The organism is Paenibacillus psychroresistens, assembly GCF_009728935.1.
Classification (GTDB): domain Bacteria; phylum Bacillota; class Bacilli; order Paenibacillales; family NBRC-103111; genus Paenibacillus_AC; species Paenibacillus_AC psychroresistens.
This window is the reverse complement of record NZ_CP034235.1, coordinates 1,128,606-1,149,157: the sequence shown is the minus strand read 5'-3', so window position 1 is coordinate 1,149,157 and position 20,552 is coordinate 1,128,606. Positions and strand designations below refer to the sequence as shown.

The 20,552-nt window shown below is 41.7% G+C and carries 15 protein-coding genes; 3 read left to right on the top strand and 12 right to left on the bottom strand.

The features are described 5' to 3' along the window. Window positions 1-14 precede the first annotated feature (14 nt). A complete protein-coding gene (locus EHS13_RS05265) occupies window positions 15-1,292 on the top strand; it encodes a DUF4910 domain-containing protein (RefSeq protein WP_155699356.1) in 1,278 nt (425 codons plus the stop codon). 240 nt (window positions 1,293-1,532) lie between these two features. Here EHS13_RS05265 and rhaA read toward each other — a convergent pair whose 3' ends face one another. Beyond that, complete coding sequence (gene rhaA, locus EHS13_RS05260) at window positions 1,533-2,789, bottom strand: L-rhamnose isomerase (RefSeq protein ID WP_155699355.1); 1,257 nt, start codon at window positions 2,787-2,789, stop codon at window positions 1,533-1,535. A 165-nt stretch (window positions 2,790-2,954) separates the two neighbouring features. Between rhaA and EHS13_RS05255 the strand changes: the two genes are divergently transcribed. Further along, window positions 2,955-3,983, top strand: coding sequence for an AraC family transcriptional regulator (locus EHS13_RS05255; RefSeq protein WP_155699354.1), 1,029 nt, complete (start codon window positions 2,955-2,957; stop codon window positions 3,981-3,983). Between the two features lie 52 nt (window positions 3,984-4,035). Here EHS13_RS05255 and EHS13_RS05250 read toward each other — a convergent pair whose 3' ends face one another. From EHS13_RS05250 to EHS13_RS05220, 7 genes are all read right to left on the bottom strand, one after another. Beyond that, a complete protein-coding gene (locus EHS13_RS05250) occupies window positions 4,036-4,620 on the bottom strand; it encodes a putative colanic acid biosynthesis acetyltransferase (RefSeq protein WP_155699353.1) in 585 nt (194 codons plus the stop codon). Further along, the gene (locus EHS13_RS05245) at window positions 4,617-5,984 is read right to left on the bottom strand and encodes a glycosyltransferase WbuB (protein WP_227013796.1); all 1,368 of its coding nucleotides are present in this window, start codon (window positions 5,982-5,984) and stop codon (window positions 4,617-4,619) included. Before EHS13_RS05245 ends, EHS13_RS05250 begins: the two co-directional genes overlap by 4 nt. After that, entirely contained in the window at window positions 5,948-6,937 is a 990-nt protein-coding gene (gene gmd / locus EHS13_RS05240) for a GDP-mannose 4,6-dehydratase (protein WP_155699352.1), read from the bottom strand. The genes EHS13_RS05245 and gmd overlap by 37 nt, the downstream gene beginning before the upstream one ends. Before the next feature lie 28 nt (window positions 6,938-6,965). Next, entirely contained in the window at window positions 6,966-7,922 is a 957-nt protein-coding gene (fcl, locus tag EHS13_RS05235; protein ID WP_155699351.1) for a GDP-L-fucose synthase, read from the bottom strand. 11 nt (window positions 7,923-7,933) lie between these two features. Next, window positions 7,934-8,584: a CpsD/CapB family tyrosine-protein kinase gene (locus EHS13_RS05230; RefSeq protein ID WP_155699350.1), complete on the bottom strand. Its 651-nt coding sequence runs from the start codon at window positions 8,582-8,584 to the stop codon at window positions 7,934-7,936. Beyond that, window positions 8,565-9,320, bottom strand: a complete 756-nt coding sequence (locus EHS13_RS05225) for a YveK family protein (RefSeq protein WP_155699349.1) — start codon at window positions 9,318-9,320, stop codon at window positions 8,565-8,567. Before EHS13_RS05225 ends, EHS13_RS05230 begins: the two co-directional genes overlap by 20 nt. A 473-nt stretch (window positions 9,321-9,793) precedes the next feature. Then, complete coding sequence (locus EHS13_RS05220; RefSeq protein ID WP_227013795.1) at window positions 9,794-11,296, bottom strand: FAD-dependent oxidoreductase; 1,503 nt, start codon at window positions 11,294-11,296, stop codon at window positions 9,794-9,796. A gap of 149 nt (window positions 11,297-11,445) precedes the next feature. Between EHS13_RS05220 and EHS13_RS05215 the strand changes: the two genes are divergently transcribed. Beyond that, a complete protein-coding gene (locus EHS13_RS05215; protein ID WP_155699348.1) occupies window positions 11,446-12,486 on the top strand; it encodes a LacI family DNA-binding transcriptional regulator in 1,041 nt (346 codons plus the stop codon). 158 nt (window positions 12,487-12,644) lie between these two features. Here the strand turns inward: EHS13_RS05215 and EHS13_RS05210 are convergent, their stop codons facing one another. The 4 genes from EHS13_RS05210 to EHS13_RS05195 form a co-directional block, all read right to left on the bottom strand. Then, window positions 12,645-13,595, bottom strand: coding sequence for a helix-turn-helix transcriptional regulator (locus tag EHS13_RS05210; protein ID WP_227013794.1), 951 nt, complete (start codon window positions 13,593-13,595; stop codon window positions 12,645-12,647). Further along, window positions 13,561-13,806 (bottom strand): hypothetical protein, encoded by a 246-nt coding sequence (locus tag EHS13_RS05205; protein ID WP_155699346.1) that lies wholly within the window; start codon window positions 13,804-13,806, stop codon window positions 13,561-13,563. The genes EHS13_RS05210 and EHS13_RS05205 overlap by 35 nt, the downstream gene beginning before the upstream one ends. A 473-nt stretch (window positions 13,807-14,279) precedes the next feature. Beyond that, entirely contained in the window at window positions 14,280-16,937 is a 2,658-nt protein-coding gene (locus EHS13_RS05200; RefSeq protein ID WP_155699345.1) for a hypothetical protein, read from the bottom strand. 594 nt (window positions 16,938-17,531) lie between these two features. After that, window positions 17,532-20,429, bottom strand: a complete 2,898-nt coding sequence (locus EHS13_RS05195) for a family 78 glycoside hydrolase catalytic domain (protein ID WP_155699344.1) — start codon at window positions 20,427-20,429, stop codon at window positions 17,532-17,534. Window positions 20,430-20,552: the final 123 nt, after the last annotated feature.

Sequence of the window (20,552 nt, the reverse complement as noted above, 5' to 3'; positions counted from 1 at the left end):
AGGAGCTTTTCAACATGTTAATGGACTTATTTGATGAGTTATTCCCGATTTATCGTAGTATTACAGGTGAAGGTGTACGGGAAAGCTTGCGAATTCTCGATGGGATTGTGCCTATTGAGCAGCTTGAATTCCCTTCGGGTACAGAATGCTTTGATTGGACGATTCCTCAGGAATGGAATGTCAAATCGGCATATATTCAGGATTCCAAGGGCGTAAAAATCGTCGATATTAAACACAACAATCTCCATTTGGTAGGCTATAGTATTCCAATAAGAGGTACATTTACAAAAGCAGAATTAATGCAGCACATTCACACACTGCCAGAGCAGCCTAATGCAATTCCTTACATGACTTCCTATTATCAGAAAGGCTGGGGGTTCTGTGTTGAACATAATCGATTGGGAGAATTTGTTGATGATGAATATGAGGTTGTCATTGACACCACTCTAGAGGATGGGCATTTAACCATAGGGGAAGGCTTCATTCGCGGGGAAACAAAGCAGGAAATCCTATTCTCTACTTATGTGTGTCACCCTTCCATGGCCATTAATGAACTGTCAGGCCCTCTCGTCCAAACCATGATTTACCACTACCTGCGTAAGCAAAAAAACCTTAAATACAGCTATCGTTTTCTTTATGTGCCCGAAACCATTGGATCCATTGTTTATCTAAGCCATTTCGGCGAACATTTGAAAAGGCATTTGGCAGCTGGATATGTAGTAACCTGTGTGGGGCATGGTGAAGCTTTTACTTATAAAAAAAGCAAGCAAGGCAACAGCCTTGCTGATAAAGCTGCCATACACGTACTCAATCAGCTTGGGAAAAGCAGCAAGATTATGGATTGGTCTCCCTTTGGCAGCGATGAGCGGCAATATTGCAGTCAGGGTTTCAATCTCCCTGTTGGCAGTTTAATGAGGACTATGTATGGCGAATATCCGGAGTACCACACATCCCTTGATAACCGTGAGCTCATTTCGGAGATTACCATGTGGGAAACAATAGAAGCTTACATCAGCATCATACAAACGCTAGAAGCCAATGAAATTTATGAAGGAACTCACCTCTACTGCGAGCCAAAGCTTGATAAAAGAGGACTCTATCCTTCTACAGGCGGCACTCGCGGTCCCAAGGAAAAAGAGCAAATCGCGATTATTACCAACCTCTTGGCTTTCAGCGACGGTGAAGTCGATTTAATCGACATTGCTGAGAAGCTGCACAAGCTGGCACCAGACTTAAGTGAAGCAGCCCGGTTACTTGTTGAGAAAGGGTTGCTGTTGAAACGCGAGGCTTAGTTTAACTTAGCAGCAGGAAGTAAAGCGGCCACGACGCTTTACTTTCACTTTTGCGGGGGCTCCGCGGGATTTAAAGCGGCGCCGACGCTTTACTTTCTCTTTTGCGGGGGCTCCGCGGAATTTAAAGCGGCGCAGACGCTTTACTTTCACTTTCTTGACGTCAAAAAACCTGGATAAACAGCACAGAGCTGTTTATCCAGGTTTTTTTCTCCTGAGAGCAAATTTACTTACACATTTGCCTTAACGAAGCAATAATACTTCCTTCTCGTATCCCTTTACTTCTTCTAGCCATTCTTCACGCACCGGAACACCTAATTTAGCGCAATAGTAATCCCAGACTGCTCCGAATGGATATGATTTAAACTCCTCCATAAGTGCTAAACGAGTAGTATAATCTCCTTCTAATTCAGCTTGCTTCAACAATTCCGTAGGCTCGAGGAATCCTCGCAAGAGCGCCTTAATTGTATTCCTTGTACCGATTACCCAAGCAGCTACACGGTTAATGCTGGCATCGAAGAAATCAAGTCCAATATGCACTCTATCTACTAAATCATTACGTACAATTTCTCTGCCGATAGCCATTAATTCATCGTCCATGATCACAACATGATCACTATCCCAACGGATCGGACGACTAACATGAAGCAGAATCTCTTCACTGAACAAGGAAAGTGATGAAAGCTTGCCAGCGATACTCTCCGTAGGATGAAAATGACCCGCATCCAAGCAAATTAATTTATTATTAAGCAGACCATAGCCCATGTAAAATTCATGAGATCCCACAACATAAGCTTCAGAGCCTAAACCAAACAGCTTGCTTTCCAAAGCGTCCAGGTTATGTTTAGGATTGATTTCTACTGTAAAAATCTCATCAAGTGACTCCTTCAACCGTTTCCTAGGAGCCAATTGATCCACAGGAATATCTTTATAACCATCCGGCACCCAGATGTTAGTCACACAGGTTTGTCCAAGCTCTTCACCAAAATAGGCGCCAATTTTTCTCGATGCTATGCAATGGTCAATCCAAAATTGACGAATTTCTGGATCTGGATGGCTCAATGTGAATCCATCTTTGGAATTGTCATGCGAGAAACAGGTTGGATTGAAATCTAAACCTAGTCCTTGCTCTTTTGCCCATTCCACCCATTTTTGAAAATGCTTCGGCTCAAGCTCATTAAGATCTACTTTTTCAGTAGTATCTGCATAGATCGCATGTAAATTTACTTTGTGCTTCCCTGGAATTAGTGAAAGCGCCTTCTCTAAATCGCTGCGCAATTCCTCTGGAGTTCTTGCTGCACCTGGGTAGTTACCTGTAACCGAAATGCCGCCGGTTAATGCTTGATCACGGAACAAGAAGCCTTTAACATCATCTCCCTGCCAGCAATGCATCGAGATTTTTATATCCTCTAATTTATTTAAAGCTTGATCAACGTCGATTCCATGTTTCTTATAAAGCTTTTTGGCTTGCTCATAATTGCTTTCAATATCGGGATGCATATATTTACCTCCTACGAATTATATCCTACCTTATCAGAATAAAGCTTATTCCCGTACAATAACATATCGAAAACCAAGGTGATCACTATCCTTTTCAAACCTATTTCCGTTCTCAATAACTATGTTATAATCAGAAGTGAAAAGTTTGTTTTGGAGGTGAATACCTTGGAGCATAATGAGCTGGAAAAATACTTACTGAACCAGACCCCAATGGAAAGTGAATCGCTTATACAGCCGCGTTTCCTTATATTTGAAGGGGTTGAAGCATCACTACCCTACAACCGTAATAACAAACCCGAGAATCCTTACCATGTTTCAGAAGGTTTCATAATGGCTCCTGATCAGAAAATCGCCTTTTCCAAGCACCCCCGATATATCCATGTACTTGAGCACTACCATTCATTTATAGAGCTTAATTATGTCTATTCCGGTTCATGCACTCAATACATAAACGGCAAAAAGATCACACTACTGCAAGGTGAATTTTGTCTGTTGGATACCAATGTGGTGCATGCTTTTGAGCCTACAGGTGAGAATGATATTATTATCAACTGCCTAATGAGGAAGAGCTATTTTAACGTCGATATGCTGAATCGTTTAGCTGGCAATGATATTCTTTCTGAATTTTTTATTAATGCCGTTTATAAAAGCAAGGAATTTCAGCAATATCTGCTTTTCCCGACCCATCAGAATGCCAAAATCCATCATTTGATGAATGATGTATTATGTGAATTTTATGATCCTAAGCTGTGCTCTAGAGAAGTTGTTAACAGCTATATCATCGTATTATTCTCAGAATTGCTGCGTGTGTACAAAGACCAGGTCGATAATGAACCACATCCTAAAGTCACGAAAATTGCCATTACGGATATATTGATTTACTTGGAAAGTAATTATCGTACGGTAACACTTGAATCTGCCGCCAACCATTTTCATTTCCACCCCAATTATCTAAGCAGACTACTCAAGAATGTGCTAGGCCAAAGCTTCATTAAACTGCTTATTGAAATAAAAATGAAAAAAGCCTGTGTGTTTTTGGAGAATACAGATTTTCCAATTGGACAAATTGTTGCTGAGATCGGATACACTAACCTTAAGTTTTTCTATGATAAGTTCAAAGAGCAATACGGGATGACACCTGCACAATATCGTCAGTTTAAACATGATCCCTCACCATACCCTTACACTCTCTAACAAACAAAAAAGGCTGCTCCTCTGAAGAGCGGCCGTTGCCTCAAGCTTTATTCTATTTTCCAACGGCCGACAAATGCAAAAAGCGATGTTTAATATATTGTGCTGGTGTGCCCGCATAAATTTCTTCAGCAGGTACATTATTAGTCACTGTACTCCGTGCTGAAACGACAGCCATCTCCTCCAAAGTAACTCCTGGATATACAAAAACGTCACTAGCTATCCAGACACCGTCTTTAATAGTAATTGGCTTGGTAATGAGCCCAAAGCGAACATCTGTCAGGTCATGACTACCCGTGCACAAATAGCTTTTTTGTGAGATAACGCAATGCTTGCCAACTGTAATGGTATCTAAGCTATAGAATTCAACTGAGTCGCCCACCCACGAAAAGTCATCGATAGCTACTTTCCACGGATAAGTGAATTTGGCAGAGGGGCGAATCTTCACCTTCCGTCCAATCTCAGCTCCGAATAGCCGCAGCAGCCACCTTCGCCAGCCATACATTTGATGCAGGGAAAACCGAAATAAGGTGCCTTGCACAAACCACCACAATAATACAATCAAACCGCTTCTCCCTCTGGAGTAACCTTCCTGAGTGTATAGATCCAAACGAATTCGATTTGCGCGTGGTGTGTTCATTTCATGAATACCCCCTTATCTTTGACACTGCTTTTGGATGATGCGCTTTTTTGGATAGTCGTCAAATCTTTGATGGATTTTTCAAAGGCACTCATAATCGCAGCTTTGCTTAAATGTTCGGTTGCATAAGCCCGTGCGTTAAGGCCATATATATGGCAAGCCGCTTTATTCTCAGACATTTCTAATAATACTTTTGCTAGCTGCTCCGGATCCTCTGGACTAACTACACGACCTGCTCTAGACTGCTCCATTACAGTAAACACTGCCGTTTTCTTCGCTGCAGTAGCAATAATTGCTTTCCCACTTGCCATCATGCCTGTTAATTTGGATGGCATAACAAGATCAGAGATGCTCATCTTTTGGATCAACGCATGAACGTCAGCCGTATTCAATAAGAGATTGAGCTTTTCCAGCGGCTGCAGCGGTATGAATTTAATCTGTGCTAAATTCCTCAGCTTCACGTCCTCAATCAGCTTATCCTTATTAGAGCCTTCGCCACATATTACAAAATAAATATTCTTGAACTCTTGCAGCCTTTCCGCCGCATCCAGAATAATTTCTAATCCTTGCTTTGCCCCCATATTACCTGAATAAAGCACAACAAAGTCATTCCTATTAATCCCTAATTGTTCACGATAGTATACCGGTCTTTCCTCAAGTGGATAAATGGCATTTGTTTCCACCCAATTTGGAAAAAATCGTGTTCTAGCAGGCTCAATGCCTTTATTGTATAACCGTTCCATCATCTGCAAGGAAATCGAGGATACTATATTAAATCTTCTCATCAGCCAGGTTTCTACCCCTGTAACAAGCTGTTTAAGTGCTTTATTCTCTGGCAATAAGCCTAAATCAAAAGCAGCATCCACTTCAAAATCCTGAACATGCAGCCACGATTTAATTCCGAATAGTTTGGATAAGACTACAACTATAGGAGCGACTGCTAAGGGCGGTTCAACTACCATGACTAATTGGGGTCTCCACCACATCTGCTTCAGAATAACTGGAATGCTAGATAAGGCAAAAGAAGCCAAATGCAATAGCCGTTTAAGCCCTGTCAGCTTACTCGGAATCCAAATTGGACACCGCCAGACCTCAGCCCCATTCGCAATTTCCTTGCTATATTTATGGGCAGAATATCCTTGATTGATTTTCCATTGTGGATAATAAGGCGGGGCAGTAACAACTCTAACCTCATACCCTTGATCGGTTAGCCATTGTACCATTTCCCCATTAAACTTCCCTATACCCGTCAGCTCTGGCGTGAAATTCAGGCTATACAGCAGGATTCGTTTTAATACCACGGTTATTCCCCGTCCTTCAATCGTAATCAAATCACTGGGATTAGCTTGGTTCGCAATTCCCACTCTACACGCTTAATATCTGCTTCTACCATCATTTGAATCATCTTCGTAAAGCTTACTTCCTGTTTCCAGCCTAGCGTTAATTTGGCTTTGGTGCAGTCGCCTAATAGTAAATCTACTTCCGCAGGTCTAATAAACTTTGGATCCATCACAACATAATCCATATAATTCAGGTCTACATAAGAGAATGCAACGTCGAGCAGCTCCCTTACTGTATGTAGCTCACCTGTAGAAATCACAAAATCATCTGGCGTATCTTGCTGAAGCATCAGCCACATCGCTTTAACAAAATCTCCAGCATAACCCCAATCCCGTTTAGCATCCAGATTTCCCATACGCAGCTCGTTTTGCATACCGAGTTTAATACGAGCTACTGCATCCGTTACTTTGCGACTCACAAACTCAACACCACGACGTGGTGATTCATGATTGAACAGAATCCCTGAGCTAGCGAACATATCAAAGCTTTCCCGGTAATTCACTGTAATCCAGTGCCCGTAAGCCTTCGAAACTCCATAAGGGCTGCGCGGATAGAAAGGCGTCACTTCCGTCTGAGGGGTTTCCACTACCTTACCAAACATTTCACTGCTGGAGGCTTGATAAAACTTAGCATAAGGTCTAGCCATTCGCACGGCTTCCAGCATATTAGTTACACCTAGTGCTGTAATTTGCCCAGTAAGCAATGGCTGGGGCCATGATGTTTCTACAAAAGATTGTGCGGCTAAATTATAGACTTCATCTGGCATAGAAATTTGTACAGCTTGAATCAATGAAGCTAAATCGGTTAAATCTCCAGAAATCCACTCAATTTCTTTGCGAATGTGCTCGACATTCTCATAATTAGGTGTGCTCGTACGGCGACGCAAACCGTATACTTTATATCCCTTTTGCAGCAAAAGCTCTGCTAAATAGGAGCCGTCTTGACCGGTTATCCCTGTAATTAATGCATTTTTCATCTTAACTTCTCCCCCATTACTCACTTTATTAAATCACTTGCTGAGTGATCTCTGTATATGGTTGGTTTCGCAAATACCAATCATAGGTTTGCCGCAAGCCTGCTTCTAAAGAGATGGATGCTTGCCAGCCAACCTGATTGATTCTTGTTACATCCACTAGCTTTCTTGGTGTTCCATCTGGTTTACTCGAATCATAGTTAATGGATCCTTCATAACCTACAACCCGCTTAATCTTCTCTGCCAGCTCTTGAATGGAAATGTCTTCCCCAACACCGATATTCACAATATCACTGCTATCGTAGTGCTCCATTAGATATAAACAGGCATCTGCCAGATCGTCCGCATGAAGGAATTCACGTTTCGGGCTGCCACTTCCCCAGATTTCAACATAAGGGCTATTTTGCTCCTTGGCCTCATGAAATTTTCGAATTAGTGCTGGCATAACGTGTGAGCTATGCAAATCATAATTATCATTAGGTCCATATATATTGGTTGGCATAACGGAGATAAAACTGGATCCGTATTGCCGATTGTAGGATTGGCATAACCGGATCCCAGCTATTTTGGCAACTGCATAGGGCTCGTTCGTCGGTTCTAATGCACCTGTGAGCAAATACTCTTCCTTAAGCGGTTGTGGCGCAAATTTAGGATAAATGCATGTGCTTCCGAGAAACATAAGCTTTTTTACATTTGTACGATAAGCTGCATCGATTACATTCGTTTGAATCCACAAATTATCACGAAGGAACTCCACCGGATACTCTTGATTGGCAATAATCCCTCCAACCTTCGCTGCTGCTAAAAACACATAATCTATTTTCTGTTCATTAAAAAATTCAAATACATGGTGGTAATCCCTTAAATCAAGCTCTTTTGAAGTTCTTACAACAATATTCTGAAATCCTTCTGCTATTAGCTTCCTCGTTATAGCTGAACCAACTAGTCCTCGATGACCTGCTATATAAATTTTGCTTGCTTTATCCATTGGAATACCCCCTAATGCTTAATATTGTTAATGACTACACCAAGCACTCTAGCTTTAACATGCTCCAAATTCAAAAGCGCCTTTTGGACAACCTGCCGCTTCACTTTCCCATGATTGATCACAAGTAGAACACCATCACACATAGTGGATAATATCTGCGCATCTGTAAGATCAAGAACAGGAGGAGAATCTAATAAAATCAAATCGTACTCTGCTTCCAGCTGCGCCATTAAAGCCCGCATCCTTTTTGAAGCAAGCAGATCAGATGGGTTAGGTGGAATATTACCTGAGGGCAGAAAATAAAGATTGGGAATATCGGTTTCTTGAATCGCATCCACCGCTTGAATTTGATTAACCAGAATACTTGTTAGCCCACGAATATTAGCTTTATGGAAGAATTGATGCAGGGTTGGTTTTCTAAGATCTGTATCAATCAATAAGACACGTTTATTCTCTTGAGCATAGGTGACAGCTAGATTAGCAATCGTTGTCGATCGCCCTTCGCCCGATTGCGGTGAAGTGATCATGATTTTTTTAACCTCTTGATCGAGCTCAGAGAAAGTAATATTGGTTCTAAGTGTCCGATATGCTTCCGATACAGGAGATTTGGGATTAATGCTAGTAATCGTCGCATATTTACTTTTAGATGTTTGGGCTGACATGTAGAGGGTCACCTGCCTGTCTTTGAGCTTTAACCAAAGCAGCTGACTCCAGCTCTTTGCCTTTTACTTTTGAGATCATACCTAGGGTAGATAGTCCAAAATATTTCTTAATGTCATCCTCAGTCTTAATCGTATCATCTAAGTACTCTAGAATAATCACAATACCCATAGCTAACATAAAGGAGACAATCAAGCTAATTACAATATTCATCATTGGATTCTGATTCACTGGCGCTGGCTTAATTGCCGGATTTGCTTCATTCAACACAGTCACATTATCGATTTTCATCAATAAGGAGATTTGATTGCGAAATACCTCTGCAGTTGCATTTACAATTTGTACTGCACGTGGGTAAGATTCATCTTCTACACTAATCGTCATCAGCTGACTTTCATTGGCAGAATTTACGTTGACCATCTCAATTAGCTGAATAGCGTCCAAACCAATATCGGGATAGTTACTCACAACTTTGTCCATAATGGCTGATGTTTTAATAATCTCCTTATACGTATTAATTAACTTAATATTGGCATCAATGCTCCCATTATCAATAATCTGTATTCCTTGCAGATCGGGAGATTTCGTCACAATCATCTTGACGCTAGCTTCGTAAACAGGCTGAATATACTTGAAGCTGTAGACAGCTGTAATACTTGTTATGAGCAACATAATACAAATTATAATCCATGACCGTTTGATTAAAATTCTGACATATTCTTTTATTTCTAGCTCCATAAAGACCTCCGTAATGTGCGTATATTCAATATTTTAAGATACATATCGTATCACTGTATCCAAAAAAATTTGCCCGTACAACATCCCTAATAGCAAAGTTTTTTAATACAATTCGTATCTATAAACCTTATATTAAGATACAATTTGTATCTTGTCAACCCTATAATGAGATAAAGCCTATGCTAAACAGCTCCTTGCTTAGAAGAAACCTGTGATCTCACCTACTGATTTCGAGTTGGTGTTAATCACAGGTTTATATTTATTACACATGGATAAACGGCTATGCCCGCTCTACTTATAATAAACGGTGCGTTTGTCCGGAAATATAAGAGCTGTATATAGATGAAACTTATACTTATCCGAATATTCATTGCTCATTACCTAAATATTATATTTTCTGGTTTAACATAAAAAAAATGTGCTCACCATTTAGAGTGAACACGTTTAAAAGGCAAGATCAGTAAAATGTTACTCTACCACTTTTTAACAAGCACTTGCCCATCTCTTAATAGCTGATCCGCAAGCTTATTTAAATCAATTTGCTGGACGCTTTGTTTATCCTCTAACGCTATCACTGCAGCAGTTGCTGCCGATTGTCCTAGCACCATAAACACAGGCTCCATTCGGATAGAGCCATAAGCAATATGTGAGGAAGAGAGGCAAACGGGCACTATCAGGTTGCTGCATTCCGCTTCCTTAGGCACAATAGAATGATAGCTGATTGAGTAAGGCTTCACACTCTTAACCTGCACATCCCCTTCATTGGCAACATAACCATTTGCATCTATATGTCGTTGTACATTATGTGAGTCCATCGCATAAGAACCCATCCCAACAGGGTTTTCCACAATCTGCTTGAGCATAATATGATTCTCATTCATCACAACATCACTAACCATTCGCCTTGCTTCTCGGATATACAATTGTGGTGACCAGTGGCCGTTATCAACGAATTCGTCCAGCGGGAGCCCCCATGGCTTATAGAAATCACGAATTTCCTGAGGAACTCGCGGATGATTCTGCAGTGTCCAGACGAGTCCCTTTTGATAAACTTCATGAGCTTTAATAATAGCTTGCCTAGTCTGGTAATCACCCTCTGGATAGCCATAATTCATGCCAATGTAATCTGTGGAAAATCCCTCATCATTATTCGAATCCGTCTTGCGATTCGGCAGCATAGCAAGCTTAAAAAATATTCGCTGCCCCGCCGCAATAGAACGGAATAAAAGCTCATATTCTGCTTCAACATAGCCCTCTGGTTTTGTAATCTCTACCCGATTATCGGGATTGTCGGTCAAACACATCCGAAAACAATAAGCCTGAATCTTAGTGTCATCAACCCCATCCACTCCTCCAGCATCTAGATTTACATGTGGAAGCAAGCCACTAAGAGGATCTCCCTGAATAATGTACGGATCAATGCCCTCAGGCAATTGGTTTTTAAGTGCATGAGCGGTTTGAATCCCGTTCCCTGTCTCTCCATACAGTTCATTTGATTCACGACCAGTTACAACAGTGATCCCGGCTAATGCCATTAAGTCCCCTTCATAGGAGGTATCGATATAAATTCCAGCTTGAAACACTTTCCCAGATTCCATGGTTATTTGTGTAATTTTGTTCCCCTGTTTCGTAACCCCATCCACTAAATCCAAACGCTCTCCATAATAAATCTGGATGTTAAATTCCTGCTGAAGATCCTGAAACACCTCTAAAGCCAGCTTCGGTTCAAACAACCACGCGGGTTCATCCTGACTGTACTTGATCCCCAGCCTTTTATAGAATTCTCCCGAAAGCCCGCCAATCACAGCTTTATCACCAGAATCCGTATCTCCCAATCCGCCACTCGTTAAACCGCCGATCCACCCAGATGGCTCAATAACCGCCACCCGCTTGCCCATTCTGACAGCTTGCACAGCAGCCATTATCCCCGCTGCGTTTCCTCCATAAATCACAATATCCGTCTCATAAGTCATCATTTAAATAACCTCCTATTAGTAGCAGTCGCTCAAAAAGTCTGCCGCGACGTTTATAGGTTCAATATATAGCAAAGTTTAGTTTTCTTTTAGTTACATTTTTGTTTCATTTATGTACAATAGAATCAATATTTCAGAAAAGTGAGGCTACCATGGCCAGAAAAAAGACAATCACATTGCAAAAAATCGCGGATGAGCTAGATCTCACTGTGCATACTGTCTCCAAATCGCTTCGAGGATTGCCGGGAATGTCTGAGGAAACACGTTATGAAGTGTTGAAGCTAGCTCAAAAATGGGGATATCGCACGAAGGAGCAAGAACGAGCCTATACAGTTGAAAAAATTCCCTTATATCCACTCAAGTCACGCAGATTTATTCTTGCGATCGCAAAAGAACAAGGCTATAATTCTAACGTCCATCCATTGTTGCTCGAAGGTTTACAAGAAAGATTTAGCGAGTTCAATTATCAAATTCAAACACTCATAATCCCAACAGATGCTTCAGCGAATTTCCCACAATGGCTGGAACAGCACGATGTAGCTTATGCAGATGGACTGTTTATATCACCGATGATGCCTGCTAATCTGGAGCAAGTGCTATTAAGCTTACCCATGCCCAAAATCTTATTAAACTTCCCGCCTGCAGGTGTCCGTTCAGATAGTATGATCTGGGATGTTTATGATGCGATCTATCAATCCATTGCCCACCTCTATTCCTATGGGCATCGTAAAATCCTCTATGTGGGTGACATTGAATCACATCGCGGCTTTCGCTTGCGCTGGCAAGCTTTCAATGAAGCCATGCGAAATTATAGCCTAGATGTAAATCCTCAGCAGCATGTCATTCAAAAACATACTCAACAAGCAGCCTGGACAGATGATTTCAGCAGCAAATTGTTAGAGCAGCAGCCAACAGCAATCGTCTGCTCGATTGAACAATACGTGCCTTGGATTTATTATGCTTGCGGCAAACTTGGCAAATCAATCCCGCAAGATTACTCACTAGTTACCTTAGAGAATTCGCAGAACTCCTTCCTACCTGAAGTCACTCATCCTATTCTCGCTATGAAAGAAACCGGTTATCGCGCTGCAGATCGCATGCTTTGGAGACTTGCTAATCCAGATCGTCCCTTCGAGCATACTCGATTGCAATGCCAATTCTATACAGGTCAAACGGTAGTTAGAATTACTTGAATTTTCTCATTAATCCCTGCCGATTAAGCAAATTATCCTTCATACACTCTCCTCTGGTTTGCCTAGCAAAGTATGTTCATTAGTACATTCCATTGTAGAATGGCAGGCTGTTAAGTGCAAGGAGGTTAATCCCACTTTAAGGGCAGCTATTCAGCTATTTATCCATTAGTCTTTCCCCATGCTTCCCGGAAATCCTGTGGAGTCATATGAGTCATTTTCTTGAAAAGCCGATTGAAATAAGGGGCAGACTCAAAGCCTAGCTCCAACCCAATTTGATATATTTTTTTTGACGTATCCAGTAATAACACTTTGGCTTTGAGCAGTTTTTCTTCCATTATGTAGTCAGTCAAGCTTTGGCCGGTTTGCTGTTTATATAGGCGAGATAAATAAAACGGCGTTAAATGGACAATTTCAGATAGGCAGATTAAGCTCAGATCCCCGCCAATATTTTCTTGGATATATTGATTTACACGTCCTACAACATCAGTGGATACCTGACTATTCTCCAAATCCGCCCACTCAAATATAGCCTCTGCCAATGTGCGGAAAAACTGCGCAGCTTCATCCCAGGATGCATGCTCTTGAATAGTCAGGAGCTTATTCAGATTGAGCTTAACCGCAATCTCCTCCAGCAGACCTCGTCGATTCAGAAATATAATGAACATCGATGAAAGTGCATAGAAAAGCTCTAGGGCTATCCCGGAACGAAGGTTATCTTTTTCCTGGATTGAGGCAGATAATTCGGCAAATTTACCATAAAAAGTAGCGCGGTCTTTACGTTCCAAGGGTTGTGCTAATAAACTAACCTCATTTACCTTCAGATGCTTCTCTATTACAGGAGAAGAAAAGCGGTGGCTATCGGTAAGCAGGATTTCTCTGCCTAATCCCAGACCTCTCGCTAGTATAAAATTCAAGCGTTCAAATTTAGCGCCAATATGATCCCATTTACAAGGCTCACAGCCGACAATAAAGGAACAAGGAAGCTTAAGAAACGTTTTACAGGCTGTTTGTGCAGACTCGATTGTACCGAGGATATAATTACCCAACGGGTTTACACCACTAGTGTCTACCTCACTAACTTCCAGTCGTAACCGTGATCGGTGGATCAAACTTGCCTAACGGACCATCCCCGTTTTTACTGACTGCTTCAGTAGGCTCTACTACTGCCGCCGAAGCTTGTGGACTTGCAGTGATAATCGGTGTGCTGCTAATTTCCGTGCTGTTTTCGGCTGCTTTCTCCTTACTATTGCAAGCTGATAGTGCTGTCATGATGATTAGAAGTAATCCAAGCGTCCCCATTCCAAATCTTTTACGAAACATATTTCTTAACCTCCCTAATACTGGTTGCTTACTCTTTTATTATGTAATCGTGGGCTTTTAAAGTAAATGTAAACCTCATAGCTTTCATTGCTTTATGATATCTAATATACCAGTTGAGTAAATGTTTGAGCGTTACCAATTACTAAGTTAGTTCAAATTAATAGCTTACGGACATACGAATCGTTATTTAAGAGAAAAAGGTGCTATTTTGCGTGTTGCGGACATGAGATCTCTTATTTAGCGTAAAACATCGCTTTTCTGATCATTTTTTTAGCAATAACGCCTCCTATGTCCACAACTTAACGTAATCCCACTATAGTCCCTGCTAAATTCTATACAGCAAAAAACCTTTAACCAATAACGAATTGAATCGTTCTGGTTAAAGGCTTTTTTATAGCTAAGCTTATTTCCCAAAAATAAGCTTGGCACGACTGTCAGATTTAGCTGGCTAGTCTGACTGGTCAACCTTGCGTTTATTGATATTCGAATTTGTCCACTTCAACCCAATTGCCAGAGGATGAAGCATTCTTATCGCTTCTCACTACGACTTTAATGGTATGCGAAGCATTGGATAATCCCGTCTTTGTATATAACACGGTTTGGCGTACTTCCGAACTATTATAGCAATCTATAGTTTGATCAAGCACCCCGTCGATATAAACATCCGCTTTGCCATGATCATTCCGTTTCACTCCGTACCATTTGACACTTGTGCCAGTAAAGGTCAGCTGCGCATAATTAGTCGCTGTATTCGAATAATGAATGGTCGTATTATAGTCACTTGCGGTAGGAAGGTTCGTAATCCATGTTCCTGAATAAGTTACGCTCCCACTCGCATCATCGACAATTGTTGGTGTTGGTGTCGGTGTTGCTCCGGCAGTTAGATCAAACTTATCTACCTCAATCCAGTTATCGGAAGAGGACCCGTTTTTGTCGCTTCTGACTACAATTTTTATCGTATGATTTCCGCTGGACAACCCTGCTTTTGTATATAACAGGGTCTGCCTTATTTCCGTGCCATTATAACAATCTATGGTTGTATCAAGCACTCCATCGATATAAACATCCGCTTTACCGTGATCATTACGTTTCACGCCATACCATTTAATGCCGGTTCCATTGAATGTTAATTGCGCAAAATCAGCCGATGCTTTCGAATAATGAATCGTCGTATTATAGTCACTCCCACTGGCAAGCGCAGTGATCCAACTACCTGAGTAAGTTACACTCGCATTGCCATCATCTACAATTCCTCCGGATGGCGGAGTTGGTGTTGGAGTAGGTGTTGGAGTAGGCGTTGGTGTTGGTGCAATACCTGCATAAGCCGCTTCAAGTCCTGAACCGCTAATAATGTTTAGTGCTGCCTGTGGCCAATTCGCACTTGGATACAGATGAGTGTTAGTCACTACCGTATTCGTGCCGTTATTCCTTAAGTTTGAGGTAGTTGTATAAGTATCATCAATGGTAATGTCATGAATGGTGGGAGTCCAAATGTGCAGCCACATTGTGCTATTCTCAACTACATTGCTGGCAATCGTATAATAAGCTGATTCTTCATCCGGGTAAATCGATCCGTTTGTATTAAACTGATCCTTTACATAATTGTATTTTATTTCTGAAGCGGTTTGTCTGTTTAACGTATAAATACCACCACCATCTTTAAGAGCTTTAAGGAACCCTTCAATCCGATTGTTATTGATGACATTTCCACTGGCATACATGGCGCTTGAGCTAAAGTCGCTCCAGCCCCAACCAACAGATATCCCTGAATATGGCACATCGGTTATAAAATTATGAAGAATATGCATATTCTTCACGTAGCCTCCGAAAATGCCAACTCCTCCACGGAACTCGTTTCCGATATTCGTAATATAATTATTTGAAGCAGTGTTATCTGACACATATAACCGTGTATCGGCTGGATTATAGTCAAATATATTTCCAAAGCTGACCGCCGTACCTGATAAATCGATAAACGTATTCCCGCTTACTGTATTGCTCTGGCTGCCTTTGTCAAAGTTAAGCCCAACTCCCCCACCTAGATGAGTAAAAATATTTCGTTCAAAAAGAATATTCTTGGCGAAATCAAAGCTAACACTTGCCAACGGCCTTACATAGGAGGTTTTAGGATCACTGTTGTTTGGGTCCTTCGCCCAAATCGCCTGAACGTCAGGAAGCCCTTCGTTATCACCTGGTCTAAACCATGTAGAATGAGAGAACGTTATCCCCTGAAATTGGATATTGTGAATAGGGGCAGAAATCGTCCCAACTGCATCAATTAGCTTTTCGAGCTTGGGTGCGATAACGGAAGCTGTTGCCATGTTCTCGCCGCTCTTCGGGATATAATAAAGGATATCTGTGGTCCGGTTCAGATAGAATTCACCCGCTGTGTCCAACAGCTCAAATGCATTCTCAATCCAGCTTGGGTTGCCAGAAGTAACGCCTCTTTTCGTTCTGTTATCTGTATACCCAGGCTGTTTCATTGTAATCGCTGTCCCAGAAATTGTAGAAACACTGCTGCGCATGGATGACCATTCAACCTCATACACAAATTCAATATCGGTTTTATTGGCCCAGTTTTGCATATTCGAATCAGAGGTAGTATGCCCTGTTGAATTGCTAGTAGCTCCTGGCAATGTCCCTTGCGCTCTGGTGGCGCGTGTTCCATTCACCCACAGCTGGCGGATTTTATCAATGCTCGTGCTCGCTTTCCAACGATTGCTGGTGCCATCCTGGGTCCACCCCGTAATGGCTTGTCCGCCACTGATTACCGGTGTTGCTCCTGTGTAGGCTTTATAAAAAATATTGTAGCCATTAGTGCCTGAATCCGAAGTGCCTAATGTGAGTGTGCTGCTTAAATAATGGGTTCCGTTCATCAAATAAATATAAATATCTCCAGTCATGCTTGCATTGATTGTGCGAACAACATCTCTTGCTTTGGCAATTGTGGCGAAGGCTGTACCTGTCGAAGTACCATTATTGGTGTCACTGCCGCCTGTCGGATTCACATAATAAGTAGCCTGTGTAGCTGCAAAGCTGATTTTCGGAACCACTGCCAGAATGCTTGTTAGAACAAAAACAATAAGAATGGAATAGATCAGCCGTTTGTTGTTGATTGCTTTTAATACCATAAATTAATACCTCCAGTTGTATTTTACCAGTCATTAAAGCGCTTACATTGAATGGATGAAATGAAATCCGATTACGGCTTCACATCGATTAGAGCTTTTTATTGCCTGTTGATGGACGAATAATTAACTCTAGCCTCACATATTGAATTCTCGGCACCAACTCCTTTACACGTTTTCTTGTAAGTGTCATTGACTTCCTCTCCTACGTATAAAATTAATTTTATTTAAAGCGCTTTAAAGTCTATTGTATGGCTAACAAGGTAAAATTTCAACACTTTTCGTTGATAAAAGTGAATGTTTATTTTATTATGTTAAAATATTTAGCTTTCCAATTTTAAATGTTTAAAGCGCTTTAAAGAAAACAATATGTTTATGTCACTTATAGGAGTCGGTGGACTATTTGAAAGGTGGATTTAAGATCATTAAGGGGATGTACGGAATTGAGGATCGATGCTTGTGGGATATAATAATAAGCTTGCTATAATTAATTGTAAGTAGGCTGAGCAAATACTGAAAATTAGCTGAATTCTAGAGCAAACGCCCAGTCCTTAAAGGACTGGGCGTTTGCCAAGAAATATCAATTAAAAGTATGCTTTAAATAACCGCAACTACAACCTCGCCTTGATAACCCTCAGGTACAACCACATTAATTTCCACATGCTTAGGATGCTTAACCTTGATTGTAATGCGTTTGCCGCTCTCATCTGCTGTCCATGAAACGTCGATTCTACCTTGCTCTGGATGTGGAACAGCCCCTTTTGCCCAAGCTAATCCACATGGGTTTGGTGCAATCGTTACTTTCTCCCAGCCTGGAGCTGTTCTTTGAATTCCCAGAACTTCAGTTCCAAGGAAATACGCAGGAGCTGCAGACCAAGCATGGCAATGACTGCGAGTCAGCATGTCTGGGTTGGAACGGTTTTCGGCAAAATTCGGATACATTTCCCAGCAGGTGGTTGCACCATGATCAATCATTTGCCCATAATTCTTCCGTATATCCTCAATGATGACTTGAGATTTCCCAGCCGCAGCTAATGTTTCATAATAAAAGAATGACATAAAAGGCGAACCAATTTGCACAAAATCTGCCGGAGCATTCAAGAGATATTTATCAATTATTTGCTTCTGCTCTACACCTGCAACTCCCGTTAAATTCGCTACAACCTGAGAGTGCATGCTATAAATATCTGATCTGCGGCCATCGGTATGAATGCAATCGATATAAGCATTTTTCGCAGGATTCCACAGGTGCTTGTTAATGGCTTGCTTTAGGATAGCTCCTGCATCTGTAAATGCCTTTCCACCTGTTGCGTCACCTGCAATGTCCGCCATTTCTGCTGCGACCTCGAACGTTTTAACCAGGAACATATTCTGATGAGTGACAACTCCCTCATTTGGCTGATCGATCGGAGACCAGTCAAGCAAGTTCCATCCGTTAATTTCCAGAAGTCCATCTGCATTTATCTTCTGCTGATAATGCTCAAGCGTAAATTTAATATGGCCGTACATTTCTTTGGCGAAATCGCGATCCCCGGTTTGCTGATAATATTCATAACAAGCGATCGCCCAGAAGAATGTCCAATTGGGAATGACACTGCTCCAACCGCTTGGAACCTGATCGGCATACAGTGGGGTTTGATCCTTGGAGCCTGGCACCAGACGTAAGCAGCGCTTAACAATGTCATTAACACCATATAGATAATTGCTCACCAATGCTTCGTTGCGGCTATCTCCAACCCAGAAGACTTGTTCAAAAGCAGGACAATCGACAAAAGTATCTTCCATGCATAATCTTGTGGTATGTTGACTGATTTTCCAGATGTCATTCAAAAGTGGATCCGAGCTTTGGAAGCTGCCAATTTCAGCAACCGGATAGTTGCTTTGTACGATGGTAACCCCATATATTTTCAAAGGAGCTGACGCATTTCTCACCGTAACCATTAAGTAACGCAGTCCTCTGCGGATAGGTGATTGATACTGCTGGCGACCTTTTTTACAAACATAACGCAAGGTGTTGTCTAGGCCAAATGTGTCTTGACGATAATCGCCAAGCATATACTCGAAGCCATAGAAGTCGATAATCGTACCTTCCTCTGCTTCCACATCAAAAGCCAAATAACCGGAATATTCTTTATCAAAATCGATAACCATCTCCGTATCATACCCCGAGAATACAGGCACGACAGCCGGATGCTGATGTGGAATAACCATATTGTGCAAGTCTGCTGGTACATTAAGAGCAATCGATTCCTGCTTCCAAATGCACATGCTAATTACATCGACTTCGCTTACTAATGCTACAGAGACTGGTTGAAGATAAGCAGCAAATTGCTTGAGGTCTTCAACCGTTTTCACTTTAGCCTGTACGGACTTATAAATTTCATTATCTAGATCCAGAAAAACCTTTTCCTGATGGTCAATAAAGACGGCTGTGTCAAAAGGGCCGATTGTAAGGAAGGCAGATGATTCATTCTCAAGCTGCATAGCGGATTTCACTTCAACGGTTGAATCACTATAAATTCCAAAATGCAGCTTACCTGCATGAACCCCGCCCGCAGTTATATCGATGAGCAGCAGATTGTCCCCTTGCTCTAGCTGAACTTGGACATATTTCTCAGGCTGAACCCCATAAAAGGATTCTGCGGGAATAACATTCCCATTTAAAGTGATGCTCCCCACGCATTCATTACTATGTGTGAATCCTAGAATGGCAGCGGCAGGCTGCTCAGAATAAAGTATTGTCGCCATATAGCCAGTGAATCCAACTACATTCATGTGCTCATCGCTGCCTGGTACCATATGATTGCGGAAATCAATAGCTGTCGACCAGCTAAAGGATTTCACTTGTTTTAAGGTTTCAACACGCACAGGATACTTTGTCTCTTCCGTAAGCAGTGGAATATCGCGTTTTTTAAGGGTTGTCCAAGGCTCCATCCCTACTGGACCTACAAGCGAAGCTTTCTCCCAGGAAGAATCATCATAATCGCCCTGCACCCAGCTGGAATCCCAAACAGAGGCATCCACAAACTCCGAATACCCCTGCTGACAGGACATGCGCGGAGCTCTGGAATGGTAGCCAAAATATTTTGAAGTCAACCATGTGTCGTCAGTAAGGACTAAAGGAGTTGAATCACCATCCAAAGCTAGATCCAATTGAGCCAGCAGAGCTCCACGGCCACGCAAATAGTAGAAGGTCGAAACACCAAAATGATTAACGAACACAGCAAGTGTGTTTGATTTTCCTTTATGTAGTAAATGTTTAATGTCATAAGTATCATACGACTGCTCGAAAGGCCAAGACCGCACAGGCCCTCGCCCAACCTGCTGCCCATTGACTGTTAATACATATCTAGAATCCGCTGTAATGCGAAGTGATGCATCCTCCCAGCCAGCTGCTGGAACCTCAAAGGTTTTGCGGAAACATCTCCATTCATTTCTCGGACTAATCTCACCTTCACTCCATACCCATTGTGCTTGCCAGCTTGGTTCAGTCATCTGTGCAGCTCCCTTGTTTCATAATACATGCTACCCTTATTTTAATCATTTTCCGCACAAATATTATAGGCTATTCAAGACTACTATATAGGTGTAATATGACATTATAAGAGCTGAGGTGCT